The organism is Paraburkholderia sp. RL17-373-BIF-A (assembly GCF_046030175.1).
Lineage (GTDB): Bacteria > Pseudomonadota > Gammaproteobacteria > Burkholderiales > Burkholderiaceae > Paraburkholderia.
This window is the reverse complement of sequence record NZ_JARESO010000002.1, coordinates 365019-389320: the sequence shown is the minus strand read 5'-3', so window position 1 is coordinate 389320 and position 24302 is coordinate 365019. Positions and strand designations below refer to the sequence as shown.

Here is a 24302-nt window from a genome sequence, read left to right as displayed (position 1 = left end):
ATGTAACGCCAGGAGAGATATGAAGAAGTTTGCCGTAGTCCTGTCAGTTCCCCTGCTCCTCAGCGCTTGCGCGTACTTCCAGAAGAATCCGGATGCCGGCGAGCCCGTCACGGACACCAACACGCAGCGCTCCGTCAACGACGTGGTCGCGTGCCTCACGCAATTGGCCACCAGCCACGACGCCGCGTTCAAATCCACGGCGATCCCGCAAGGCCAGATGCTCGACTTCGGCGACTCGAATATCGTCAAGGTGCGTAGCGACAACGGCGCGACGACTTACCGTTTCTATGCGGGCAAGCGCCACGTGAGCAACCTGTGGATCGAATCGGCGGGCAAAACCTGCGCCCCGTAAGGGTTTGCGGGCGTAAGTGTGACAATCGGTAACATGGTCCGGTGCAATCATCGTGTCACGGTGTTACAGGACAATGGTGTCTTAAGAATCGTTTAAGACTTCGTCCGCATCATCCACCCGACACTATTCCGCACAAGGTGCGACCATGAACCAGCCCGATCACAACACGAACGACGCACCGGCGCCGGCCAAGCGGCCTACCATCCTGCGCCGCCTGCTGAGCCACCACGAGCTGGCGACGTTGCTGCTGTTGCTGCACGCGCCGATCGACGCGTCCGCGAAACCCGAGATTCCACAGCTTCACGAAGCCGGCCTGATCGAAACGATTTCCGGCGACGCCGGCGCTTCGCATATCCGTTTGACGCCTGAAGGTAACGCCGTGCTGCGCGGCCTCGGCGTGAAGTAACGCGCGCTGTTCAATTGCGTTCGAAGGCGCGCACGTACAGGTCTCGGGCCCTTTTTTAACAGCCGAGCGCCGGCCGGATCCTTTGACGAACGCCACGCCGCATCACACGGCTCACGCCTGCCACACGCCGTACCCCGCTTCACGTAGTCCAATCGCCAATTCCACTTCCATGTCCTGTGCGCCGCGGTAAGGCATGGGATTGAATACCTCGTACAGTTCGGGCACGAGCCGCAAGCCGTAATCGCGCACATAGCGATTGGCCTGAATGCCGGCCTTATGCCGGTCGAAGCGCAGATCCGGGTCCAGTCCCGTCATTCCCACATACACGCAAGGCTTGTCGAACCGGTAGTCCGGATTCGCGCGGCGAAAACGCGCCTCGTTCCAGACCTTGTCGTCCAGCGCGACGACGTAGACGTAGTAATGATGCTTGCGACGAGCCATGTGCAGCGGTTCAACTCCGCGAAGTACCGTGCAGCAGCATCCGGTATTCGGTCGGCGTCACGCCGACTGTCGCCTTGAATTGCCGTGTGAACGCGCTGTGGTCGGTGTAGCCGCACAGCGCGGCGACGTCGGTGACCTTGTCGTGCGAAACCAGCAGCGCCGTGGCGGCGTCCAGCCGGGTTTTCAGCAGCACCTGACGCGGCGTCAGATGAAACACTTTGTGAAAGTAGCGCTCCAGTTGCGCGACGGACATATCCGCCATGGCCGCAAGCTGCTTCAGATTCAACGGCTGAACGTAATTTTCCTGGATGGACTGAACGACCGCGGCGAGACGGCTGTAGGCCGGGTGACTGCTTTCGTCCGCTTTCAGATCGCGGGAAATGCCGGCGAGGCCGACCACCTTGCCGGCGGGATCGCGCAGCGGCTGCTTGCAGGTCAGACACCAGCCCGGCTGGCGGCCGGGATACAGATGCAGTTCCAACTGATCGATCATCTGATTGCCGACGTTGATGATCGCCTTGTCCTGCGCCGTGTAGATGCGTCCGAAGCGGCGCGGGAACACGTCCTCGGCGGTCCGGCCGAGCAGCGCGGACTTTTCTTTGAAGCCGCAACGCGACGCTAGCGTGCGATTGACCAGCGCGTAACGCGCCTCGGCGTCCTTGACGAAGAACACGACGTCCGGCATCGCGTCGAACACCGGCTCGAGCAGCCTGAAGTGCGACAGCATGCCGGACAGCGTTGCGTCGTCCGGTTCGAGCGGATGAGCCAGCGTGTTCATCGTGCGGGTTCCGTTGGTCCGTGCGTTGGTGGGGGTGGTCGGGCGAGCGTTCGGTTTTTTCGGCGTCGGGTTGTTACGGTTGCTCTGTTGCCGGATGACGGTCGCCGCCTGACGACCGACGCTCGGGGCTTGCAGCGTCGTGCCAGTTGCCTGGTCCGTGCGGTCGATTATAGGGCCGCGCCGCCGCCGACAATATCCGCTGGCTTGTCGGCGAACGGGTCATTCAAGCTGGGGCGGCTCCGCGACCGCCGCCATCAAAGTGCCGATTTGCGCTGGACTGAAGGGCGGGCGCGGCGCGCCGGATTGCCAGCCGAAGTACAGGTTCGCCGCCGTCCCGCAGATTCGTCCCTGGCAGGCGCCCATGCCGCAGCGGGTGTGGAGCTTGGCTTCGCGCCAGTCGGCGAAGGCGCGCACCTCGCCGATGCTCACGTCCTCGCAGCGGCACAGCAGCGTGGCATCGGGCGGCGGTGTGCGCGCGGCGTCCCGCAGGGCGAAGGCGGTTTCGACGCGGCGGCCGAATCGGCGCCAGCGCGCGCGCTGCGCGTCGAGGGCGGCATGGTCCGCGGCGGCGCCACCGCTTGCCAGGAGGCCGGCAACCTCACCTTCCACGCCGGCCAGTTCAGCGCCGCCGATGCCGGTGCACTCGCCCGCCGCGAATACGCCCTCGACAGACGTCCGCTGCTCGTGGTCGACGACGATCTCGCCCGCTTCACTGATCGCGCAACCGAGCGCCTGAGCCAGCGTGCTGTTCGGCACGAGTCCGTAACCGCAGGCGATGCGGTCGCAATCGAGCGTGACGCGTTTGCTGTCGCGGCCGCGCCGGATGGTGACACGCTCGACTCGGCCGTCGCCCTGCGCCTCTTCCACGATGCTGCCGGTCCAGTAATGCAGGCCCGCGAACCCGCGCGTCATGCCGACGGCTTGCCGCAACTTGGCCGGCGCGGCCAGTAGCGAGATGCCGAAACGCGCGACGTCGAACGCCGAAGCTTGCTCCACCACGGCCACCACCTTTGCCCCCGCCGCGCGCGCAGTGGCGAGCGCCGCGATCAGCAAAGGCCCGCTGCCGGCAATCACGATCCGCTCGCCACCCACCGGCATGCCGCCTTTGATGAGCGCCTGCAGCGCGCCTGCGCCGGTCACGCCGAGCAAGGTCCAGCCGGCGAACGGCAGAAGCCGCTCACGTGCGCCGGTAGCAAGAATCAGGCGCTCATAGGTGACGCAGACGTCGCCGTGCTCCGCCGATTCGAACAGCAAGCCGCGTGGACCCAGCGGCGCGATCACGCGAGTCGACGGCCAGTGCGTGATGGTGCTGTGCCCGCTGATCGCAGTGAGGAGGTTATGCAACGGCGCCTGCGGCGCGTGGCCCGGACTTTGACGCCAGATCTGGCCGCCCGCGCGTGGATTGTCGTCGAGCAGCGCAACCGAGGCGCCCGCGCGCGCGGCGGCGGACGCGGCGTTCAAACCAGCGGGACCGGCGCCGACGATGACAATGTCGAAGTGCTGTCTCATCGCGTGCCCGCCCCGTCCTGGGTACGAACGTTCTGGCCTTCGCGGCACAGAGTCTGACACGCCAGCGCATGCGCCCGGCCGTCGATCGTCACGCGACACTCCTGACACACGCCCATGCCGCACAGCGCGGCGCGAGGCTGGCCGCTCACCGATAGGCGCGTGCCGTGAACGCCAGCCAGGACGAGCACCGCGGCCACGGTTGTGCCGGCTTCGACATCGATACGGTGGCCGTCGATCGTCAAGCTGACGCGTGTCGTGGCGCTCGCGCTACTCATCAATCACCTTCTCAACAAAACGAACCGGCAAATAAGGCTCGACAGGAATCGGCGCGAGGGTCCCTACAATCTGCGCGGCAAGCAGCTTCGCGGTGGCAAGCGATGTCGTCACGCCCAAACCCTCATGACCGGTGACAAGCCATACGCCGGGAGCAAATTCGCCGGCCGGACCGATCAGCGGCAGGCCGTCCGGCGAGGCCGCGCGAAACCCGGTCCACGCGCGAATGCCGTTGAGCGTCGGCAGCAGCGGCAGATAATGCGCGGCACGTTGGAGCATCTGCGCGAGCACAGGCATCTCGACGGTGGGATCTGTGGTGTCGAACTGGCGCGACGAGCCGATCAGCAATTGTCCCGTGGGCCGCGGTTGCGCGTTGAACGCCACCGAGGTGCCGACCGCGTGATGCGCGCTCTTGATGTACCCGAGCTCGAGCAGTTGATGCCGGATCAGTCCGGGATAGCGGTCCGTGATCAGCAGATGGCCTTTCTTCGGCTGCAAGGGCAGCGACGGCACCAATTGCTGCGCACCCAACCCATTGGCCACGATGACTTGCCCCGCGCCAACACGCTCGCCGTCAGCAAGCGTCACACCACTCGCTTCAACCGACGTCACCGTCGCGCCCAGTCGCACACGGATATTCGCGGCGCCCGGCGACCGCGTCAGCAGCCATTCAGCGACGGTGGGCGCATACACGATGCTGTCGTGCTCGATCCGCAAACCGCCCGCCATCGACGCCGCCAGCGCCGGCTCGCAAGCCCGCAACGCGGGCGCGTCGAGCAATTGCGCGACAACGCCCTGAGCCTCGAACGCGGCATGCATTGAACGGGCGGCCTGCCACTCCTCATCGTCGGCGGCGACCCAGAGCGTGCCGCAGCGCGCGAACGCGTCGCGTAGACGCAGCTGCGGCGCGAGATCCAGCCACAAGTCTCGTGAATAGCGGCTCAGCACGAATTCCGCCGGCGAGTCATTCATCACGACGATGTGACCCATGCCCGCCGCCGTCGCGCCGCCGCCGATGCCCTGCGCGTCGAGCACCTCGACGCGCATGCCGAGCGCCGCCAGTTCCGCCGCGCACGCCGCGCCGACAATCCCCGCCCCGACGATCAGCGCGTCCGCCGTCATGCCGTGCGGATGCCCCAGGCGAAGGGATCGCGCTCGTCGAAGCACAGGCGCGCCTCTGCCGTGACGTACGCGTGACCGCTGATGGTGGGAATCACGTGAACGCCATCGCCGGCATGGCGATAGCTCGCCTCGAACACGCTGCCGATAATGCTCTCCTGCCGCCATACCGCGCCTTCAGCCAGTTTGCCGTCGGCCGCGAGGCAGGCCACCTTGGCGCTCGTGCCGGTGCCGCACGGCGAGCGGTCGTACGCACTGCCGGGACAGAGCACGAAGTTGCGGCTGTCGACGCCATCGCGCGAACCGGGTCCGAATAACTCGATGTGGTCGATCAACGCGCCATCCGCGCCGGTGATGCGCTGCGCGATCAGCGCGTCGCGAATCGCCCCGCTGAACGCCGTCAATTCGCCGATCCGCGACGCCTCCAGGGCGCGCGCATGGTCAGCGACGAGAAAGAACCAGTTGCCACCCCAGCCGATATCGCCAGTCAACACGCCGTGGCCCGGCACGTCCACCCGCACGGATTCGCGATAGCGATACGCCGGCACGTTGCGCACGGCGACACTGCCGTCGTCGTTGAGCGTCGCTTCGACAATGCCGACCGGCGTCTCGATCCGATGACGCCCCGGCCCGATCCGTCCCAGGTGCGCCAGCGAAACGACGAGGCCGATCGTGCCGTGCCCGCACATGCCGAGATAGCCGACGTTGTTGAAAAAGATCACGCCGGCCGCGCACGTCGGGTCGTCCGGCTCGCAGAGCAGCGCGCCCACCACTACGTCCGAGCCGCGCGGTTCGGTGACGATGCCCGCGCGCCAGTCGTCGAACTGAGTGCGGAACACGTCGAGCCGTTGCGCCAGTGTGCCGCCGCCGAGATCCGGGCCGCCCGACACCACGAGGCGGGTCGGTTCACCGCCGGTGTGCGAGTCGATGATGTCCAAGGTTTTCATGATGCTCATGGTAGAAACCGCGGCCGGTCGAGTCTTGGTGTGCTTGCGCGTGGATTGTGACGATTTCGGCATAGCTTCGCGATGCCGGGCGACCTCACGCCGCCGCCCAGACCGCGGCCCGTGTACCTGCGCTGGACCCACGACGGGCATGACCCCGAGCACATGCCGTCGTGCCGGTCACGCGCTCTAGACGCGCCTCGCCCTTTATCCTGAAATAGGCCATCCGCCTTGTTCCGGCGATACTACGGGCAAAGCGACTGTGCTGAAATCGTCATCCGCCACGCGTGATTCACGCAAGACGGCGGGATTTTCCCTGCTTACACTGCGCTTGAACTCATCACACTCAGGAGAGCAGTCGTGGCGCATATCTGGGAAGGCGTATTGCCCGCAATCACCACCAAATTCAACGCGGATTTCAGCATAGACCGTGCGTGGACCGGCAAGAATATCGAGGCGCAGATCGACGCGGGTGTGGACGGCATCATCGTGTGCGGATCGCTGGGCGAAGCGTCGACGCTCTCGCTGGATGAAAAGCTGCAAGTGCTCGACGTCGCCGTCGAAGCCTCGCGCGGCCGCGTTCCGGTCCTGTTGACGATCGCCGAAAACAGCACGCTCGACGCCTGCCGTCAGGCCGAAGCGGGCAGCCGTCATGGCGCGGCCGGTTACATGGTGCTGCCGGGGCTGCGTTACCTGTCGGACCGCCGCGAGACGCTGCACCATTTCCGCAGCGTCGCCGACGCGAGCGCGCTGCCGCTGATGATCTACAACAATCCGCTCGCCTACGGCGTCGACATGACGCCCGACATGTTCGCGGAAATCGCCGACGAGAAAAAGATTGTCGCGATCAAGGAATCATGCGGCGACGTGCGGCGCGTGACCGACCTGATCAACGCGGTCGGCGACCGTTTCGCGATTCTCTGCGGCGTCGACAATCTCGCGATGGAGGCGATCCTGATGGGCGCGCATGGCTGGGTGGCCGGTCTCGTGTGCGCGTTTCCGCGTGAGACGGTGGTGATCTACAAGTTGCTGAAGGCGGGACGCCTCGAGGAAGCGCGGGCGATCTACCGCTGGTTTGCGCCGCTGCTTGCGCTCGACGTATCGGCGAAGCTGGTGCAGAACATCAAGCTCGCCGAAGCGATCGTCGGACTGGGCACGGAGCCGGTGCGCCCGCCCCGTCTGCCGCTGGCCGGCGACGAACGCAAGGCGGTCGAAGCATTGATTCGCAAGGCGCTCGAAACACGCCCCGCGCTGCCGCAGATTTGATCTGACGCGGCTGGTTGACTTCAGGCCGCTTTCTTCTCGACATCGATATCCGCATCGATATCGGCGGCTGCGCCCTGACGCAAATGCAGCAGCCGGTAGCCGCTTTTATAAACCGGCTGCAGCCGGAATTCGTTTTGCGGCTCGATTTCGAGCAGAAGGCGCAGCCGCGAAACGTGACTGTCGATCGTGCGGGTGAATTCGCGGAACTCGCGGCCCCACACCATCGCAAAGATGTGATCGCGCGACATCACGCGTCCGATGTTGGAGAAGAACAGCGACGCCAGCCGGTACTGCGTGCCGGACAACTGGACCGGCTCGCCGCGCAGCATGACGAGTTGGCGGTGCGTGTCGAAGTGGTACATCCCCGGTGAAGCGAGATGTCTTAACGTATTCAATGAGATAGCATCGGTTTTTGCATCGGTTTTTGCATCGGTTTTCAGGTACAAAAACGTCCTATAGCGTCCCAATAAAATCAAAGAGTTACGTGAGGTTTTGAACAGGCCAAACGGCTTATCTGCAGTTCAGTCGGGCAGCACAAATCCGATGGACTTCGCACACGATCGGCGATCGATAGTCGAGCATCCAGCCATCCACAAAGAGTTGTGCCGGTGACTGCTCAGTCGCGAGCTGAAGTGACGCGAGCACATTCGGTGCAAGTTCAGCCGCAGTTTGTGCGAGCGCCACGCGGTCTTGCCAATCACACGTCGCGCCGTTTGCCTGCATCCAAATCCGCACGGATTCGACGAGGTGATCGGTCCTCAACCACTCACCTGTCCTCGCCATCGCCACGAACTCGCCTATCACGAGGTAGCAAAGCATCTCGGTGCGTGCTTCATCATCGAAACTGAGCCTCTGCGACATGATTGGTCGATTGACAGGTGACCCGATAATTATCCTTCAGGATTTGAACCCCCGACCACATGCACCCCATGCGGGGTTTCACTCACCGCAAACCTGCAAGACTGTTGGCGGTGCGCAAAATACTGTCTAATGCCTGCTCAAAAAACAAGCTGCTGCAAGCCGCTTCTGGCATAGTTGCGACGGTTACTATTAGACATCGTCTATAGAAAGGTCGCGAACAAAAAATGAAGGAATCTGAAGCTCTACAGCAGTTCAAAACGGCAATCGAAGACGTTGAGAAAACAGGCCAGAACTCCATCCCAACGGTCAACCTGAAGAACTATTTGGATTTGCTTTTGCGGGACGCCGCGCAGCGTGAGGCCGGGCTTAATACGAGCACCGAAGAACAACGTGCACACGGGCTGGAGGTATGGAAGACCCAAGTCGGTATGTTTGCCGAGATGCTAAAGGCGACGACTGAGGCTGGTCAGACTGCATTGAAATCTGCGATCTTGATTAACGGTGGCGCGGCGGTTGCGATGCTCGCGTTCGTCGGAAATGCGGTTACAAAATCCGACTTGCGGCCCGGCTCCCCGATCCTTTCGCATATAGGTGGTGCGCTCTTGATCTTCATGGTTGGCACTGGCCTAGCCGGAACTTCAACGGCTTTCCGATATATATCTCAGTGGTGTTACGCCGAGGCCGTCAACAAGCCAGTCCCGTCACGAGAGAGGACTTGCGGCCACGCGTTCTCAATCGTCGCAGTGCTGCTTGGAATAGGTTCTTTCACCGCGTTTTTTGCGGGCGGATGGCTCGCCTTCAAGGCGATCCTGACGCCGTAGGTGCAACACGGACGAGCCAATTTCGCCGCTATCCGCGGTTGTCTGTGGCGACAGCGGGATTGGCCTGCATCTTCCCGCGAAAGTAGCTCGCGATCCCAAGCACGGGTGCCATCGTGCCCATGACTGCAGCCTCGGCTCCGAGCATCCCCGGCAGGTAACTCAACACTCCGGGGTCGGCCCTGAAGAACATCACGCCGATATACGACACCGCGACCGTCAGGCCAGCTTGCACGCCCAGTACGCCAAAGCAGAAACCGACAAACGGACGCCAACTATAAGTCGGCCAGTGGTCAGCCTTTGCCTCGACCTGCATCGTCTGATTCACCGCCAAGGTATCGGCTGTATCGGCGGCCAGTTCCGCCTTCGTAACATCGGCGACGATCTGCGCGAGCTGCGCCTGCTGATCGAGCACCGCTTTCTGGAATTGAAGCGATAAGGCCGGGTCGGCTTGGACTGCGGCGAGCGCGGCGTCGGGTGCCGATTGGCCCGTCACGGCCTGCGCGATGCTGACTACCTTGCCGGCGACGTCTTCGGCCTTGACCCCGCCGAGCCAACCGGCGATCATCGGCGCGAACTGGGCGAGCGCCATTGCGATAGGGATAAGCGGCATCATGCGGCTCCTTTTGTGAGATTGTTGGCGATGCGACGCGCCCAGCCTTTGCCGAAATCCTGCCAGGTCTTGAGCGACGTGAAATAGGTTAGGCGCAGCGCGTTCCAGCGAAGCACGAAGCGGAGCGGGTCGACGGCCTGCACCGCGGCGATCGTGGCTGGCCCGAGCAGTCCGTCGACCTTCGCGCCGGCGGCGCCCTGCATCCAGATCACAGGGTGGCCGCCGTTGTAATTTGCGTCGAAGATCTGAAACGCAACGCGCGGGTCGAACTCGTCGAGCCGCAGCGGATCCCAATAGAGCTTCTTTGCGATCGCCTTCGCGGTGTCGCGCGGCAGGTCGCGCATCGCCCCAGCGTAACCACTCGCGCGCGCGACGCGTGCCGTTACGCCCCACATCGTCTCGCCGCCAGGATCGGCAGCGTTGTTCGAATAGCCGCCCTCGTTGCCGATCAGCGCATCGAAGGCGTCGTCAAAGCTGGTCATTTGCTGAACCCCCTTGTTTGGAGAAATGCATACGCCAGCGCAGCGAGCCCCAGCGACGCGACGCCGCCGAGCGTCCACTTGCCAAGCGTCGCGAACTGCTTGTCGAGCCACTCAGTCAAGCCTTCCTTGAGTGCGTTCTTTACTTCGTCTTGCGTCAGGCCTTCTACCGGCATGGTGAGTCCCCGTTCAAGGGCAAAAGCCCAATAAAAAACCGCCCGAAGGCGGCCTGAAAAATTACTTTGTTAGCGTGCTATATCGCGAAACAGGCGAGCCCAAGCAGTCCGCCCGTGGCCGTCGCGGCCACGTCCCACCCCGACACATCACCGCCAGTAAAGTGGTCAAGCGTTTCCTTGGCGATGCCGACCAGGATCACGACGGCGATACCGATCTGCCATGTCGCGAGGTGTGCGACGGCAAACACCAGCACACCTGCGATAACGTGCAGGCACTTGTCCTGCGGAATGGCACGCATGATTGCGGCCTCGATGGATCGAAACATGGGATTCTCCCTTGGTTAAGCGCGAAATGCGCGGACGTTCCTGATATAGACGTCGCCGACAAAGCTGGAGACGGTGACGAACAGCCTGAAGCTCGAGGCATAGGGCGGAATCGTCTGGATCCGGTGATCGATGCCCATCGCGCGGTTCCGACCTGCGGCAAGGTTCGGCAACACCGGGTCGGCGTAGGCGTCGGCCATCTTGTAGGTGGCACCGAGGTCGGCACCAACCTGGGTTCCGCTGGTGTCGTAACAGCGCATGAAGACCCGCACGTTCAGGTCACCCGTCGTACCGTTGGCGAACACATCGCAGCCCGGACAATACGTTTCACCCGGTTTGCATGGAATGCTGTCGTTCGAATGAAGGGTGATCGTCGAATTGGCAGACGTGCCGTGCAAATGCAGCGACTGCCCGAGTGATGGCGTGCTCTGTATGTCGCGCACATCGACGTCGGTCAGACCAGGATCACGGGTCCAGTTCGTCAGTGCATCGGCGCTTGTACCTATCGCGTTCGCCAGGAAGTCGTAGTCACGAATGAGTGAGCGTGAGCGCGTGAGCACCCCGTAGCAGCCCTCCTGGATCGTTCCGTCCAGTGCGTGAACCAGCACGTTATCGCCCACGATGGGCGTATCCGGTAGATACGGACGCCATAGATACCTGAGCGATGTACCAAATGCAGCCAGTCGGACACGGTTTGCCGCATTACCGTCGATGAGCCTGCGCGGCGACGCAATCACTGAGGTGTCGGCATAGTGCGTCGGCAGGATCTCGTGACCCTGCATCGTCAATTCCACGCGCTCGCCACTCGCCATTGCATCGAACCACAGACCGTCGAATGCCTCGGAGTGGCCACCCTTGAAAAGAAAGCGCGAATAGCGCCCGAGCGCATCGATTTTGAAGGGCGTCGCGTGGTAGTCGAACGAGCAGCCGCCGAATTCGTAGCTGTAGCCATCGCAGTTGTGATAAACGGCATTGTTAGCCGCAGCGAATACGCAGTCGTTGAATATCATACGTTCGCCACTATTGACCACTGGCGTGGCGCTGCTTACGTACAGGTTTTCCGAGCCGTTCTGCTCGAAACGGCAGCGTTCCCACGTGATCAGATACAAATTGATCGGGTCGTAGCGCAATGCACCACGCCAGCCCGTCACAATCACGTTGCGGCCGCCGGTGTCGCGAATATCGCTGGATTCGGCCGTCGTGTTACCCATCCGGAGACCCCAACCGGTTGACGTCGCCTTGCCCGGTCCCAGCACGACAATTGAGCCGGCACTGCCATCCAGGAAGGGGGCCACCGACGCCCACTTCGCATCGCCCATCGCAATGGCCGTCTGTTCGTTACGCATGACGATGCCGTCCTTGGCCGCATCGATCGTGCGGAAGTCCAGCAGGACGACACCTTTCGATCGGACCCGGTGCCAAGGCAGCAGGTTCAAAGTATCCGAAAGCTTGTAGACGCCAGGCGGCACGTCTATTACCGGCGCAGGATAAGGACTGCCCTGTGCCGTGACCAGCGCGGTAACCCGTGCGATTGCGGCCTTGAACGCTGCGGTGGAATCCGCGGCGCCGGCCGGGTCGGCCTCGTAGCTCGCGACGCTTACCGACTCGTTAAGAATCTCCGCAAGCATTTGCCGCACCGCTCCATCACCGGCCGCAAGGAAGCCGATGAGCGATGCCCCGCCGTCTCCTGCGAGCACCCGGTCATCGACGGCATGGGCGACCATTGCTACGCCCCTGCCGACGTCAGCACTTGCCAGATCCCGATCGTCGACGGCGTGCGCCACCATCCTGACGCCCTTGTCTGGATTCGCCAGATCCTCGACCGTCGCGCCCTGATGCACACCAATGCGGCCGGCGGCAATGTCGGCGGCAACGTCTGTCGATACATAGGGTGCCGGCGAAAGGGCGACATACGCGATCCCGTTATTGGTGAAGACATCCTTCATCTCTAATGTCATGCCACTCACCCACGCGCCACGGATGTTATATGCCTTCAGCGTATTGACCGCGTTCGCTGCAGTCGGGATAACACCCCCTTCGGTCGTCACCGTGTCAGCAACACTGCCATGTACCACCCGGTGCATTAGCCCAGCGTCGGTATGCAGTTGCGCAACGTCAGCCAATAACTGACTGCTGGATGTACTCATGCGGAACCTCTAGAAATGAAAAAAACTGCCCGGGAGGCGGCTAGATAATCGATGCCCTAGTTAATGACCATCGCCTGGATCGGGCGGGGACGGTTCTGGTGTTATCGGTGTCGATGCTGAAGTGTTACCCCACAGGTCCGTAACACTTAGGTAGTACGTTTCACCCTCGGTTACCGTGACAGATCCGGGTGACGCGTTCTGGTACATGGCCGTCCCATCAGATGCTTCTTGGCGAATGAAATACTGGTCAACGTCTTGAGTAGTTACGGCATTGATATGGAGTAGGCCGGTCCCGTCGCCGCTGGAGTAGTAAGTTCCGGTTGGCGCCGGGGGCGCCGACTTCGTCACGGTCAGCGATGCTACGGTCGATTCCCCAACGACGTTGTTCTCCATTACGTTGAACGTGACAGTTGGCGAGACAGCATTATTCGCTTGCGCAGTCGCTGCATCCCAATCAATCACATAATTGGTAGTGTCATATTCAACACGCAACGTTCCACCAGTGAAAACCTTCACGTGACGAAAATCGCCCTTCGCGTTCGAGATGTTGATATGCATCGTGCCGCCCGTGAACGGCGGATTTTGCAACGTCAGCGCAGGCGCTGCAGGTGGATAGGTGACATCGGCAATAGTGCCGCTCCAATAGGCCCATGATCCAGCCAAAGCGCCGATGCCCCGAGCACGAAGCTGCCAGGCGCCAGCGCCTAGATTAGCGTTGATCGATGGCGACAAGCTTCCACCAAGAGGCGTCCACGTTGCCCCGCCGTCCTGAGAACCTTGGAACTCGTACGACGAAGCACCGACAGCCGGTGCGCAAGACACGACCGATAGCCCGTTCGTCGGTGCGCCGATCACCGCAACCGACGCCACAACTGGCGCATCAGTAATGCCGGGAAGCAACGATGCCGGCGGTGGCGGCGGTGCCGAGCCGGTCGTTTCGGCCTCCTGCACCGACGATGCGTAGTTCACCATCACCAGTTCGACCTGACCGTCTCCCTTCGGGTTGACGCTGATCACCTGACAGTCGAGGCCGTGGCGCTCGGCGGGTCCGAACTGGTATTGCGTCGGTTCTTCGCTGTTTCCGTCCGAAATATAGAGCCCGGGCGCACCCGCGACGACGGCCGTAAAGTCATCTGCACCCTGCGTCACAATGTACGGGCCATCGGCGGCTCCGTCGCGCTTGCGGAAGGCCATGTAATAAGTTTGTCCGGTAGCTGACCAGTCGAGCGGCTCAGATGTCGTTACGACGCCGCCTGCATAGCTCACTACTGCGCCGGACAGCCCCCACGCCGGCACGTCATGGGAGACAGCCACGAGATCGCCGTAGCGCGGGATGTAGCCCTCCATTTCAGTAGTCAGTGTGATATTGCGGCGGCGATCACGATTTGCTGCCGCGAGCCGCATACCAAAGCGCCAAGCCTGATCTCGACTCGTGCAGCCGAACAATTGAATGGTTGAAGGCTTCGTTTGCGTGCTGCCCGTCAGCACGCACGAAACCTCCGCCTGCTGAAATGTCACGTCATCCGTGTACTGGACGATCACATAGTCAGGCGTGTCGTAACTCTGAAACGCGTATTGGATTTGCAACGAGTTAGCCGCGATATTGCTCGGCGAGAACATCGCCGTTCGAATGCTTTTCGCTTCATCGCGCACCAGATCGATGACGCCAGCGTAGTACACCGGCATCGAGTTTCCGACGTTGGCTATTTGCGTCAGCGCATCCCAAAGCGTCGCCGCGGTATCGAATACACCGTCAAACGTGTCACCTCGCGAGTCCCACGTCCTTGAGAGCGTCAGTAGTGAATCCAGATTGACCCGGCTATCCGCGAGCCCCCGCCCGTACTCCGTGTTGCGGATCACGTCGGCAAAAGCCCATGCTGGATTACGCGTCGCAGCCGGTGCGGACCACGACGAGCCATTCCAGATCGGCAACTTGCGCGTTGCAATGACGTTGATCTTCTTCGCAGTCGAACTGTTCAGATTGTTCGTTGCCTTGATGATCATCGCAAGCAATGTCACGTTGCCGTAATAGTGCTGGCTCGGCAGGTACGCCCGCATTCCCGACCACTGGATCGTGTTGGCGGTGCGCGAGTCAAGGTTCTTGTCGCCTACGCGCTGAGCGCGTACCTGGTACCGGCCTGTCGGCACCAGATAGCGATTCGAGATTAACTGCGGCTGAATCGTTGCCATGGTGATCGTGGTTTTCGTCAGGTCAAACCAGTCACCGATCGCTGTTCCTTCATCATTTATGAGTTGGGCTTGCACCTGATACTGGACCGACGCGCTGGCGGGGTTGCCGTTGTCATCCGCATGGAACAGGCCGCTGGGCAAAGAGACGTCAATCCCGAGGTAGTTCGCGGCGGTCGCCGCCGGGTTCGAAACGTACGGGCCCATCCATGTTGTCCACGTATCCGGAGCATCGGCCGGTCTTTCGTTCGCGCCGAGCAACTCAAGCCCTGTCACATCGATGCTCGTCACCACGTTATCGGGAAATAGCGCCATTGCGCCGCCCGGCAGGATAATCTCGTACTGCGCTTCGCCGTAAGATGAGATGTCAGTGTCGCCGATCATCACCTTTTCGACGTCGATTTCACCCTGGCTGATGCAGAACAACTGATACAGGTACTGCTCGTTGCCGTGGTTCTCGATGTATGGCTGGCTCGCGAAGTCCGGATACACACGATAGCGGCCGTACAGAACGGGAATCGGGTTTTGAAGCCGCGCATTGTTGCCCTGTGCGCCAATCGTATACGTCGGACTAGCTTGCGAACTGGACAGCGAACTCGGTGCGCGAGACGGCGGCACGAGCGCATTCACGAGGAACGTCCCAGCCATCATGACGCCGGCTGAGATCATCGCACCGCCGACTGTTCCGGCGCCGACTCCCCAAGCTGCTGGCGCAGCGTACGGCGCGACAATCGAGACGACAACCACCACGATCATCAGCAGGATTTGCAACGGGTTCGAGCCGCCACCGCCTTTCGGTATGCTCGCGATCGTCACAACGTCGCCATCACGGATCGAACAACCCCAGTCGCGCTCGAGAACCGGCTTGCCGTTGATCGCGGGCACGAAAGTGTGCAGCCGCTTCAGTGACCGACCGCGACCAGAGACCATGCCCTGACGACGAAGTAACGTGTCGAGACGAATGCGGCGTCGAATTGGAACTATCTCGCGCGAAAGCTGCGGCCGGAACGGATCTCGGCAATATACGAGGGTCGCGTTAAACATGAAATCGATAGAATTTTAGCTTTGAAAACCCAAGCATGCGAAGCGCCCGTTTCGGCGACCAGATAACGCCGACTCGCTCCATGGAGTGCAGGACGCCGCCGCCCTCCAGATCGAGCCACACGCCGACGTGCGGGTCATCTCCGCTGCGCATCAGCACCCCTGCACCATGGAAACTCTGGCCAACGATTTCCCATTCGCGCGAGTTCATGCGCTCCTCGTACATGCCCCTCACGACCGCGCCAAACTCCGCCACGTCCGGGATGGCCTTGCCAAAGTGCTGGGCCTGCACATGGCGAAGTAGACCCCAACAATCGAACGCATCTGGACCGCGTGCGCCCGATACCCACTGAAGGCCGATGTATCGGTTGATGTCGGATGGCGTCATCGCATGAGCCCCGGGAACCTCGAGGTTGTGTAATAGCCACCAACAGTGGTGGGGAAGCCCCAGTTGTGCACGTCGTTCAGCGTCGCCGTGCCCGTCACCTGAAAAATATCGACCGTCACGCTCGTCAGCAGCATGTTGATCGGCGGGTCCATCTGCGGCCCGCTGAGATCCGAATACAGATAAGGACGATACGTGACCTCGATTGGAGCTAGTTGTCCGATTGCCTGCTCTAGGTGTTCCGTGATCTCACGGCTCACGTTGTCAAGCGTGATCTGTAACTGCGGTATCTGGCCCTCCTGGAAACCGGGCAGTACGAAATTGAATGCCGCACCGATGAACGTAACTGCCTGACCGGCATTGAGCGGCGCATCGGACTCAAGCGTCGCGACAATATCGTCATACCCTCGCACGATACGTATTGCCGTAGCGTTGCCGTTGTCGTCGACAAATGCCGGGTGCCGGATCTCAAGCGTGTCGAGTACCACGTCATCGGCCGGATTGGCCGCGTACGCCTCCTTAAGCGCCTGCTGGTACAGCGTCACCATGCGAGCGGCCCCGGCAGATCGACGTGGATAAGTGAATGCAGGTCGGACGATACCGAGTGCATAACGTCCTCGCCGAAGTCCCGCAGCGCGATGTACTGGTCCGGAGTCGCCACTGGCATGTTCACCGTTTCAAGCGTCGCCGATACCTTCCATACACCCGGCTCGATGTTGTCGACCTTGAATCCGCCAATCATCCGCGCCTTGACGCTCTGCATGTCCATCCCGTTGATGATCTGCGCCGAATACCACGAGCAGCCATCAATTAGGTCGTAATGCACGAATGCTTCGAACAGCGCGAGTTGCTCCTGATCGAGCGTCCACGTTACAGAAACCTGCGTCGGGATACTGATGAAGCGGCGCCGCTGCCGGGCGAGCCCCGAATCCATGTTAGTGCGGATGAATGGCGCTTGAGGCTGATACGAGTACCCTGACGCCATGGGTGCCGGCAAGCGATCCGGCCATGTAACAAGAGCCATTATCTAAACCTCGGAGTAAGCCCATATCGTTGTGACAGCGCCTTGCTCACGGTGCCCTGCCCGCTTGCGACCTCGCCGGCCATTTCACTCTTCGCCTGGTCAATGATGAGTCGGATGAACTTCTGTCCACTCGAATCCTGTGACACCTGCGGCTGCTGCACCTGCGAATCGCTGTTGTTGACGATTTGTACCGACACACCTCCGCCACCGCTGCCGAGAGCGTGATTCGGTACGATGGATCCAGATGAGCCGGGCGTGAAAAGCTCGGGACCTTTCTCACCGACGAGGTATGTGTTACCACCAGCTACCGGGCCGCCGCTCGCTCGCGCACCGGCCACCGTTCCCCAGCCGCCGGTGTTACTAATCAGGTTGTCGAGCGTATTGCCGCCTTGCATATTCGCCGCGAAGGTTGCACCAGTGTTTCCGAACGCCCCGCCAATGGCTCCAACAGCCATATTGAATAATCCCGAAATCGCCGCGCGAGCCTGCATCCGGACAATGTCGGCAATGATGCTGTTGGCGAGGCTCGTGAAATTGAGCTTGCCAGTCGTTGCAAAGCTCACCAAGGCATCTTCCATGCCCTTGGCCGCATTCGTTACCGACGATTCGGTTTGCGCCGCCATGTTCTGTGCCGCGTCGTTATAGTTAGCAATCGCAGCGGTAGCGCCGTTCGTCCAATCGGTCTGCTTCACCTTCAGCGTCGTGTAATAGGCGTCGTAATCGGCAAGCGACTGATCGAGTCCCGCCTTGATGTCAGCTGACGCCTTGACGTAATCAGCGTCGCCAAGCAGGTTCTTCGGCGTAGCCTTGTCGAGCTGCTCCTGCAGACGCTGGTACTCGGCGAAGATCGACTTCACTGCCTGCACATTTTTGAGCGCATCCGAACCCATGCCGAACGCGTCGAGCTGGCGGCCGTACTGGTCGTTCTGCCCCGACTGGTAGCTCCTGATGGACGCATCAATTTGCGCTGACCGCTCCTGCAGCTTCTGAACGTCCTGGCGATGCTGGACCTCTTTCTCGAGCTCGACGTTCTTCTGCAATTGCGCGCGGATCGCGTCCTGATCCTTGGTTAGGCTCTCCTGTTGAGGCGTGAGAGTTTTGGTCTTCCAATCGCTAATCTGCTGATTGAACTTCGCGAGTTCGCTTTCGGCCGTCGACAGCTTGCCCGTCGTCAATAGCTGAGCTTCCAACGCGGCCTGCTGGTCGCGCAGCTGCTGCAGCATTCGCTCACCGGAATCGTCGCGGTATGCCTTCGGCTTCGGTGCCTTTGGATCCTTATACTTCGCGTCGATATTCGCTTCGTCGACGAGCTGCTGCTCCGGGCTCAGATTGAGCGGACCCGCGATCGTATCAAGGTATTTCTGAATCTCTTTTGCGCGCTTCTCCGCCGGTGTCGCGAATTGCGTGTTGAACGTGTCGTATGCGTGCTTCGCGTCGATAACCTGCTGGTTCTGGCGCTCCGTCCTGGCCTTGTCTTCGGCGGCCTTGATCGCGGCGTCACGTGTGGCGATCGCTTTCTGAAGCTCGGCTTCATCTTCCGACGACCATTGCCCAATCGGGAGTCGCGCCGTCTTGTTGTCCTGCAGGCGAGCCACGACCTGCCCGGGCGTGGCCGCCGCGCCGAACGAGCCAACCGCCTCGATGGCGCCGTTGATCATCGCCTTGATGTCGCGCCAGCCGGCAAGAATGATCCCCTCGTTGGCGGCGATCTCCTTCGTGCGATCATCCATCGCTTGGGAAAACGCTTCCACTGCCACCTTCGCGGCGCCAGTTGCATCACCTTGCCTCTCCAGCGCGGCGATCTGGTCGTAAGTCGCCGCAGTCAGGTAGTGATACTGGTCGTTCAGCTTCACCGAAGCTTTCACTGGCTCGTCGGCGAGCTTCGTGAAATCGTCCACCATCTGCTTGACCGACACACTGGTGTAGGTCGCGGCATCCGCCGCAGACCGACCAAGATTCGCGATCTCTTCACCGGTTAGCCGGCCGGTCTTCGCCAATTCGGTGACGGCCTCGGCCGCAGTGTTAAACGTTGCTCCGCCCGCTGTCGCCGCTGTCGCCATATTGCGGAGTTGATCAGTCGTCACCCCCGCATAGCCGCCGGTCAGCAGCAATGCCTCATTCAGCTTCTCGTTCTGGCTCGCCACCATATACATAGCAGCGCCGATACCCGCGATGGAGAGCGAAAGCGGGTTGAGCAGAAGATCGAGCGCACCGGCGAGCGACAGAAAGCGAGTGAACGAACTGGCCAGGCGGGTAAAGTTGCCACTGGCTGCCTCGCGGCCAAGTACGCCAAGCTCATTTGTCACGCCAGACGTTGCGCCGGCGACACCATGCGCAGCGGTAGCCTGCACTGTATACATAGCCGCCATCTCTTCGCCGAGAGCGATCTGCTGCTTGCGCAACTCGATTTCTTTGGCGATCGCGGCGACCTGCGCGGTTTCGGCTTCGGTAAAGCCCGCCATCTGCGCGTCATATACGGCCATTTCCGCCGCGGACGCTGTGAGGGCGGTGAGCTGGCGGCCGAGCGCCTCCGTAACCTTGGCCGCACCCTCACTGATCACGGTCGAAGCGGCCTCGAATTGAACGGCCACGCTCGTTTGCGCCGTTGCTGCTGCTTCGGCTGACGCCGCAATACCGGCATTCGCTCTTTCCGCGGCCGTCGCGGCGGCGGCCAGTGCGTCAACGCTCGCGGCATAGCGGTCGGCTGCCTCCGTGCTACCGGTTACGGCGGCCGTCACCTCGAGCGACGCTGCGACCATAGCCGAAATGCGGGCGGCTGCCGCCTCGCTGCTCTCGCCCACCGCGGCAGTCGAGCCGGCAACCTGCCCATTGGCCGCGTCGATCGCATTCATCTTTTCGATGTACGGCGCGATCGCGTCGGACACACCGAGCAGCGATGCCTTATAGGCCAGCAGTTGCCGAGAATTCATCCCGTACGTGTCGGCCATCTTCGCCGCTTGCTGTACGAGTGCGTTGATGGCGCGCTCGCTCGCCTTGCTGCCGTTTGCGTTCGCCTCCGCAATCGCGGCCTGTGCAATTTCCGTGCGTTGCGCCGCCGCCTCCTGCGACGACACGAACGCATCCATGCTGCGCTTCGCGCGCTGAACGCCGGCCTCAACGCCGGTGGCATCTAGCGAAACCCGGATGAGTGTTTCTTTGTCAGCCACCTGTCAACTCCGTTACCTTTTGCTGGAACACCGCATCTACCGCATCGGCGGCGGCCGTTTTTTTCGCTTCGTACGACGGCCGAAGGAACGGATTGGCTGCCATCTTGGACGTACCAGTTTCAACGAAGCGCCCGTAGAACGCCTGCTTGCTCCACGTTACGATGTAAGAGGCAATCCGCCCTTCGACGGACTGCTCTTTGTCATAGGCAATCAGGATGTTGTCGCGGAGGAAGCCAGGATAGATCTCGGTGCCCTTCCGCTCGTACGCCCGAATGCCTACAGGCACGCGCACCTTCATCTCGTCGAAATAGACCCGAGCGCCAGCAACTGCTGCCTGCCGCAAAACCGACTCGCTCGTGACGCTGTCGAGCGCCCGAAGCGCGTCGGTCAATGCCTCCGGATTCTCAATGACGAAGCTCTTTGCCATGGCTACGCTTTACTGGGAAACAGCATCGACAAAAGGAGGTTCGACTGTGCATCTGGATCATCCAGAAGCACGGCCGTTTCTTCCTCCGCCTTCGCCATGTGCAATTCGTTCCACGTCATGAAGTCCAGCGGGCCCCACGGCTCCGCTCTAACCTTGGCATTTCGGTTGATGTTCGCCAGCATCGACGTGATCGTGCCGGCGCGCAGATCGTCGTAATGGCTCCCGCGGTGGTCGATCTGATAGGAAGCCATGTATTCGACGAACTCCGCGCTGGTGATCCGCTGCTGCAATTCCCTTACTGGGATACCGAAGTCGATGCTGAGCTGGAGCCAGAATCGCCGCTCGGGGCGGCTGCGGAGTTTTTTACTGCATCCTCCACGGCGGCCGGCTGCATGCCGTTCAAGCGAACTGCGACTGCCACGATGCGATCCATCACCGCCGTGCCTTGAGCGCGCAAGTTGGCGATGTCGGACTCGGCGAGAACCAGCGCGCCGGATTCGTCGACGACGGTAGCCAGCAGCAGATCGGCCTGCGATTCGCTGATGGGAACCTTCCCCGCTTCCTTTTTTGCATAAAAAGCGTCGCGCGCGAGGCCCGACATTTCCGACACGATCACCGTCACGCCGTCGCCCCACTCGGGCACGTCGACGGCCTCGGTCTTAAGGTGAATGGCGCCGAGAATGGCGGCCTTGGTTTCTTTGCTGAGAATGGGCACGTTATGTCCAGTGTGTTGTGATGGGTTTTAAGGCGTGTTGCGGGTTACGCGTAAACCACGTCGCCGGTGATGCGGAGCGAGACGCCCGTCGTCTTGAGGATCTGATCGACGCCGCCATCGAGCGGGCTATTCTTGACGTAGCCGCTGAAGGTTGCGGTCTTCGCGTTCGGCAGCGTGAGCTTGAATTGCTTCAGCGTGCCCGCGCGCTTTGCGGCATCGCAAGCGAGCTGGCCGGGGTCGGTGAAGTCCTTGTCGACGTCGAACGTGAAGTGCCCGAAGTCCTGCAGGCCGAGCATGAATTCCTTGGCCGTGCTCGACAGGTTCGTCTTGTCGATTTCGTTGGCCTGGCCGTCGAAGCCCTTGAAGTTGTTCAAGTTGCCGATCGGCGTCCAGGTAACAGGGGTCGCTGTGCCGCCGTTCGTGTATGCGGCGCCGCCAGTGGTATCGACGTCCACCGCATAAGTGTTCACCGTCACATTTTTGATAACCGCCGTGACGCCGTTCAACGTGGTGTTGCCGGCCAGTGCCGCGAAGGTCACGATGTCGCCATTCGAGAAACCGTGCGCGGCCGAGGTGACGATCGTCGGATAGCCGAGGGCCAGACCAGTGATCGCTTTCGCGGCGCCGGTCGCGCCGGATACGGAGAGAGTCGATCCCTGAGCGGAAATCGCGGTGCTTGTCATTTCAGACCTCACAAATAAAGAAACCCGCTCAGGGCGGGTCGGTGGTGGAGACAAAACGGTATTCGGTGTTACGGGTAAAACCAGATGCTGAAGTCTTCGCGCGACCCGTACAGCTTTGTGTCGGCCTCGTAGTTGCTGACCGGCGCGCCGATCGTGGTGGCCAAGATAGGCGCAGCGCTTAACGCTGCAATAACGCTCCGCATGAGCGCGCGCGCCGCGGAACGCGAATCGGCCCACACGTTGACCTGCATGCGGGCGTTTTCCAGATCAACCGTGTTGTTCAGGTAGTTAGGTGACTGTCCGCCGACTGCCTGATATGTGATGTACGGGCGCAGCGCCCCGGCCGGCGCCACGTCCGGATATACGCGAAACGTGCCATCCCCGTTCGGCACCAGCGCCTTGAGCGCGGCGGAGACGATCGCCTCTGCGGAATTAGCCATTGTTGAGCCCTTCCTTCGCCTGCAGCATGACGAGCCGATTACGCTCGTCCTGATTCATTGAGGCGTTGATGTCGAACACGCGCGTGCCGAACAGCACGCGCATCGCGGCGACATCCTTTGGGTTTTGAAGCTCGGGCCGGTACCGCACGCTGATCGTGTGCGTGACCTCTGCCTGCACGGCCTGCGCGGCGAGCAGCTCGCGACCGGACACCGGCGATACCTCGCCCCAACACTTGAACGCATCGGACCACACGTTGAGCGGCTGCCCCAGTTCGTCGGTTTCCGTCGATTTCGTCTGGAACGTAAGTCGATGTCGCAGCGTTCCACCGCGCACCAGGTAGCTGTTCTGTCCGGCCATTTAGAACTCGTACGTCTTGTACGCGTCGAGCAGCCGATCGACGTACGGCAGCGCCTGAATCGTGCCGCGGTTCATGATCGCCACCTCTTCGCGGTTTTCATACAGGGTCGAGAGCCTGATCTTCAGCCAGGCTTTCAGCCCTTCCGGCACTGCGCCGACGAAACTCTGGCCGCTACCCGCGTCCGTCAGCGCGATGGGTGCGCCGCCCGCCGTCGCTGATAGTTTGTAGATGCCGTCCGAGACTATGTTCTGCACGAAATAGTCGGTCATAGCACTCAGCGGCGCCGGCAGAGCGCCGCCACCATTTGATAGCCGTACAGCATCGCCGACGGCGAGACGACTCCAGCCCGGTGCGCTAATCGTGCCAGTACCAGCATCGGCTGTGATGGGCGCAGCATAGCCGGCGTCGAAATTGACCCATACCGCGCCGATCTGCGGCAACGGGATCGGCCAGATCTGACCGAACACCGGCGTGATGCGCACCGGCTCCGACGAATAATCGACCGTGTAGTCGGTATCCGGCATCGTCTGCACGACGCCGGTCATGTCCAGATACTGGATCGACAGCACGCGAATCACCGGCGCGCGCTGCAGATAGATCGCATGCCCCGGCAGCGTGTACGGCCGCCCGTATGGGATTCCGATCAACGACGGGCCGGGGAAACTGTCGAGCACCTGCTTCCATCGAGCCGACACCATCTGCTTATGCGTCTCGCCTTGCGCGTAGTCGCGCGCGGCCGCGATGAGCGCGCCGATCAGCGTATCGTCATCGTCGATGTCGACGCGCAGATGCAGCTTCGCCTCAGCGAGCGCTAGCGGTTCCGCCGATGGTGCCGTGATGAGTTGCAGGGGCATAAAAAGAAGGCAGCCGAAGCTGCCCCATCCTCTTCAAGGTTGCGATCAGCCGACGATCTGCTTTACGGAGGCCGCGTTGGCATCCGAGACAGGCGCAAAGCGTGGCGTGAAGCCGAGCAGCAGAGCTGCGGTCAGGCTGGCAGCCGTGCCGACGGTCACCGACAGTTGCACGAACGAGAACCCGTTCGCCACGTCGAGCTGCTGCGGGTCGAGATTGATTTCGGCCTGCACGTTGTCGCCAGTCGCCTTGACGATCTGCGCGACGGCCGCGCCCGGCACATCCTTTGCGCCAGTGCCAGCTGGATCCGTGGCCTGCTGGAACTTCGCGTCGACAGTCGCCGCCGCGCCGAGCACGCCGGTCTGGATCAAGCCCAGCAATTTGTTGAAGTTGGCGGCCGATACCCAGGCCGACGTGAGCGCGCCAGCGCCCTGCGACGAGGGCGTGATTGCGCCCAACACTGCCACCTGTTCGGAGGCTTTGATATTCGGGATCATGGTCTTTCCTCGATGAACT

General features: G+C 61.6%; 30 protein-coding genes and 1 pseudogene. 5 read left to right on the top strand and 26 right to left on the bottom strand.

The window, feature by feature from the left end:
* Nucleotides 1-19 precede the first annotated feature (19 nt).
* Together P0D80_RS03845 and P0D80_RS03840 are read left to right on the top strand one after the other, a co-directional pair.
* A complete protein-coding gene (locus P0D80_RS03845) occupies nucleotides 20-352 on the top strand; it encodes a hypothetical protein (RefSeq protein WP_408281351.1) in 333 nt (110 codons plus the stop codon).
* Nucleotides 353-497: 145 nt separating this feature from the next.
* Complete coding sequence (locus P0D80_RS03840) at nucleotides 498-758, top strand: hypothetical protein (RefSeq protein ID WP_132377678.1); 261 nt, start codon at nucleotides 498-500, stop codon at nucleotides 756-758.
* 111 nt (nucleotides 759-869) lie between these two features.
* Here the strand turns inward: P0D80_RS03840 and P0D80_RS03835 are convergent, their stop codons facing one another.
* The 6 genes from P0D80_RS03835 to P0D80_RS03810 form a co-directional block, all read right to left on the bottom strand.
* Nucleotides 870-1199 carry a hypothetical protein gene (locus P0D80_RS03835; protein WP_007177862.1) on the bottom strand — a complete coding sequence of 110 codons (330 nt, stop codon included), beginning with the start codon at nucleotides 1197-1199 and terminating at the stop codon, nucleotides 870-872.
* 10 nt (nucleotides 1200-1209) lie between these two features.
* On the bottom strand, nucleotides 1210-1977 hold the full coding sequence (locus P0D80_RS03830; protein ID WP_132377679.1) for an AraC family transcriptional regulator: 768 nt from the start codon (nucleotides 1975-1977) through the stop codon (nucleotides 1210-1212).
* Nucleotides 1978-2196: 219 nt separating this feature from the next.
* Nucleotides 2197-3486 carry an FAD-dependent oxidoreductase gene (locus P0D80_RS03825; protein ID WP_408281348.1) on the bottom strand — a complete coding sequence of 430 codons (1290 nt, stop codon included), beginning with the start codon at nucleotides 3484-3486 and terminating at the stop codon, nucleotides 2197-2199.
* Nucleotides 3483-3761 (bottom strand): (2Fe-2S)-binding protein, encoded by a 279-nt coding sequence (locus tag P0D80_RS03820; protein WP_408281346.1) that lies wholly within the window; start codon nucleotides 3759-3761, stop codon nucleotides 3483-3485. Before P0D80_RS03820 ends, P0D80_RS03825 begins: the two co-directional genes overlap by 4 nt.
* Nucleotides 3754-4881 (bottom strand): NAD(P)/FAD-dependent oxidoreductase, encoded by a 1128-nt coding sequence (locus P0D80_RS03815; protein ID WP_408281343.1) that lies wholly within the window; start codon nucleotides 4879-4881, stop codon nucleotides 3754-3756. Before P0D80_RS03815 ends, P0D80_RS03820 begins: the two co-directional genes overlap by 8 nt.
* A complete protein-coding gene (locus P0D80_RS03810; protein ID WP_408281340.1) occupies nucleotides 4878-5834 on the bottom strand; it encodes a 4-hydroxyproline epimerase in 957 nt (318 codons plus the stop codon). Before P0D80_RS03810 ends, P0D80_RS03815 begins: the two co-directional genes overlap by 4 nt.
* A gap of 348 nt (nucleotides 5835-6182) precedes the next feature.
* Here P0D80_RS03810 and P0D80_RS03805 point away from each other — a divergent pair, with 348 nt between their 5' ends.
* A complete protein-coding gene (locus tag P0D80_RS03805) occupies nucleotides 6183-7088 on the top strand; it encodes a dihydrodipicolinate synthase family protein (RefSeq protein WP_408281338.1) in 906 nt (301 codons plus the stop codon).
* A 20-nt stretch (nucleotides 7089-7108) separates the two neighbouring features.
* Here P0D80_RS03805 and P0D80_RS03800 read toward each other — a convergent pair.
* Nucleotides 7109-7453, bottom strand: a pseudogene (locus P0D80_RS03800) (winged helix-turn-helix domain-containing protein); the annotation flags it as partial.
* 145 nt (nucleotides 7454-7598) lie between these two features.
* Complete coding sequence (locus tag P0D80_RS03795; RefSeq protein WP_408281335.1) at nucleotides 7599-7949, bottom strand: hypothetical protein; 351 nt, start codon at nucleotides 7947-7949, stop codon at nucleotides 7599-7601.
* A 224-nt stretch (nucleotides 7950-8173) separates the two neighbouring features.
* On the opposite strand from P0D80_RS03795, the gene P0D80_RS03790 reads away from it, so the two are divergent.
* Complete coding sequence (locus tag P0D80_RS03790) at nucleotides 8174-8770, top strand: hypothetical protein (RefSeq protein WP_408281333.1); 597 nt, start codon at nucleotides 8174-8176, stop codon at nucleotides 8768-8770.
* 28 nt (nucleotides 8771-8798) lie between these two features.
* Here P0D80_RS03790 and P0D80_RS03785 read toward each other — a convergent pair whose 3' ends face one another.
* The 10 genes from P0D80_RS03785 to P0D80_RS03740 all read right to left on the bottom strand — a co-directional run bounded on the left by P0D80_RS03785 (nucleotide 8799) and on the right by P0D80_RS03740 (nucleotide 19545).
* Nucleotides 8799-9383, bottom strand: coding sequence for a hypothetical protein (locus P0D80_RS03785; protein ID WP_408281331.1), 585 nt, complete (start codon nucleotides 9381-9383; stop codon nucleotides 8799-8801).
* A complete protein-coding gene (locus P0D80_RS03780) occupies nucleotides 9380-9862 on the bottom strand; it encodes a glycoside hydrolase family 108 protein (RefSeq protein WP_408281329.1) in 483 nt (160 codons plus the stop codon). The genes P0D80_RS03785 and P0D80_RS03780 overlap by 4 nt, the downstream gene beginning before the upstream one ends.
* Nucleotides 9859-10035 (bottom strand): hypothetical protein, encoded by a 177-nt coding sequence (locus tag P0D80_RS03775; RefSeq protein WP_181156895.1) that lies wholly within the window; start codon nucleotides 10033-10035, stop codon nucleotides 9859-9861. The genes P0D80_RS03780 and P0D80_RS03775 overlap by 4 nt, the downstream gene beginning before the upstream one ends.
* 77 nt (nucleotides 10036-10112) lie before the next feature.
* The gene (locus P0D80_RS03770; protein WP_408281326.1) at nucleotides 10113-10361 is read right to left on the bottom strand and encodes a hypothetical protein; all 249 of its coding nucleotides are present in this window, start codon (nucleotides 10359-10361) and stop codon (nucleotides 10113-10115) included.
* Between the two features lie 15 nt (nucleotides 10362-10376).
* On the bottom strand, nucleotides 10377-12506 hold the full coding sequence (locus P0D80_RS03765; protein WP_408281324.1) for a hypothetical protein: 2130 nt from the start codon (nucleotides 12504-12506) through the stop codon (nucleotides 10377-10379).
* 60 nt (nucleotides 12507-12566) lie between these two features.
* Nucleotides 12567-15578, bottom strand: coding sequence for a host specificity factor TipJ family phage tail protein (locus P0D80_RS03760; RefSeq protein WP_408281322.1), 3012 nt, complete (start codon nucleotides 15576-15578; stop codon nucleotides 12567-12569).
* A 151-nt stretch (nucleotides 15579-15729) separates the two neighbouring features.
* Entirely contained in the window at nucleotides 15730-16122 is a 393-nt protein-coding gene (locus P0D80_RS03755; RefSeq protein WP_408281320.1) for a peptidoglycan endopeptidase, read from the bottom strand.
* Nucleotides 16119-16667 carry a DUF1833 family protein gene (locus P0D80_RS03750; RefSeq protein WP_408281317.1) on the bottom strand — a complete coding sequence of 183 codons (549 nt, stop codon included), beginning with the start codon at nucleotides 16665-16667 and terminating at the stop codon, nucleotides 16119-16121. The genes P0D80_RS03755 and P0D80_RS03750 overlap by 4 nt, the downstream gene beginning before the upstream one ends.
* Entirely contained in the window at nucleotides 16661-17053 is a 393-nt protein-coding gene (locus P0D80_RS03745; protein WP_408281314.1) for a hypothetical protein, read from the bottom strand. Before P0D80_RS03745 ends, P0D80_RS03750 begins: the two co-directional genes overlap by 7 nt.
* 89 nt (nucleotides 17054-17142) lie before the next feature.
* Nucleotides 17143-19545 (bottom strand): phage tail tape measure protein, encoded by a 2403-nt coding sequence (locus tag P0D80_RS03740; RefSeq protein ID WP_408281312.1) that lies wholly within the window; start codon nucleotides 19543-19545, stop codon nucleotides 17143-17145.
* A gap of 574 nt (nucleotides 19546-20119) precedes the next feature.
* On the opposite strand from P0D80_RS03740, the gene P0D80_RS03735 reads away from it, so the two are divergent.
* Nucleotides 20120-20248, top strand: coding sequence for a hypothetical protein (locus P0D80_RS03735; protein ID WP_408281309.1), 129 nt, complete (start codon nucleotides 20120-20122; stop codon nucleotides 20246-20248).
* A 54-nt stretch (nucleotides 20249-20302) separates the two neighbouring features.
* Here P0D80_RS03735 and P0D80_RS03730 read toward each other — a convergent pair whose 3' ends face one another.
* The 8 genes from P0D80_RS03730 to P0D80_RS03695 form a co-directional block, all read right to left on the bottom strand.
* Complete coding sequence (locus P0D80_RS03730) at nucleotides 20303-20737, bottom strand: HK97-gp10 family putative phage morphogenesis protein (protein ID WP_408281306.1); 435 nt, start codon at nucleotides 20735-20737, stop codon at nucleotides 20303-20305.
* A 2-nt stretch (nucleotides 20738-20739) separates the two neighbouring features.
* Nucleotides 20740-21027, bottom strand: coding sequence for a phage tail assembly protein T (locus P0D80_RS03725; protein ID WP_408281303.1), 288 nt, complete (start codon nucleotides 21025-21027; stop codon nucleotides 20740-20742).
* A gap of 5 nt (nucleotides 21028-21032) precedes the next feature.
* Complete coding sequence (locus tag P0D80_RS03720) at nucleotides 21033-21452, bottom strand: phage tail assembly chaperone (protein WP_408281301.1); 420 nt, start codon at nucleotides 21450-21452, stop codon at nucleotides 21033-21035.
* A 44-nt stretch (nucleotides 21453-21496) separates the two neighbouring features.
* On the bottom strand, nucleotides 21497-22135 hold the full coding sequence (locus P0D80_RS03715; protein ID WP_408281299.1) for a phage tail tube protein: 639 nt from the start codon (nucleotides 22133-22135) through the stop codon (nucleotides 21497-21499).
* Nucleotides 22136-22203: 68 nt separating this feature from the next.
* Nucleotides 22204-22575 (bottom strand): DUF3168 domain-containing protein, encoded by a 372-nt coding sequence (locus P0D80_RS03710; RefSeq protein WP_408281296.1) that lies wholly within the window; start codon nucleotides 22573-22575, stop codon nucleotides 22204-22206.
* The gene (locus P0D80_RS03705) at nucleotides 22568-22933 is read right to left on the bottom strand and encodes a phage head closure protein (RefSeq protein ID WP_408281293.1); all 366 of its coding nucleotides are present in this window, start codon (nucleotides 22931-22933) and stop codon (nucleotides 22568-22570) included. The genes P0D80_RS03710 and P0D80_RS03705 overlap by 8 nt, the downstream gene beginning before the upstream one ends.
* Nucleotides 22934-23788, bottom strand: a complete 855-nt coding sequence (locus P0D80_RS03700; protein WP_408281290.1) for a head-tail connector protein — start codon at nucleotides 23786-23788, stop codon at nucleotides 22934-22936.
* A gap of 45 nt (nucleotides 23789-23833) precedes the next feature.
* Nucleotides 23834-24283: a hypothetical protein gene (locus tag P0D80_RS03695; protein ID WP_408281288.1), complete on the bottom strand. Its 450-nt coding sequence runs from the start codon at nucleotides 24281-24283 to the stop codon at nucleotides 23834-23836.
* Nucleotides 24284-24302: the final 19 nt, after the last annotated feature.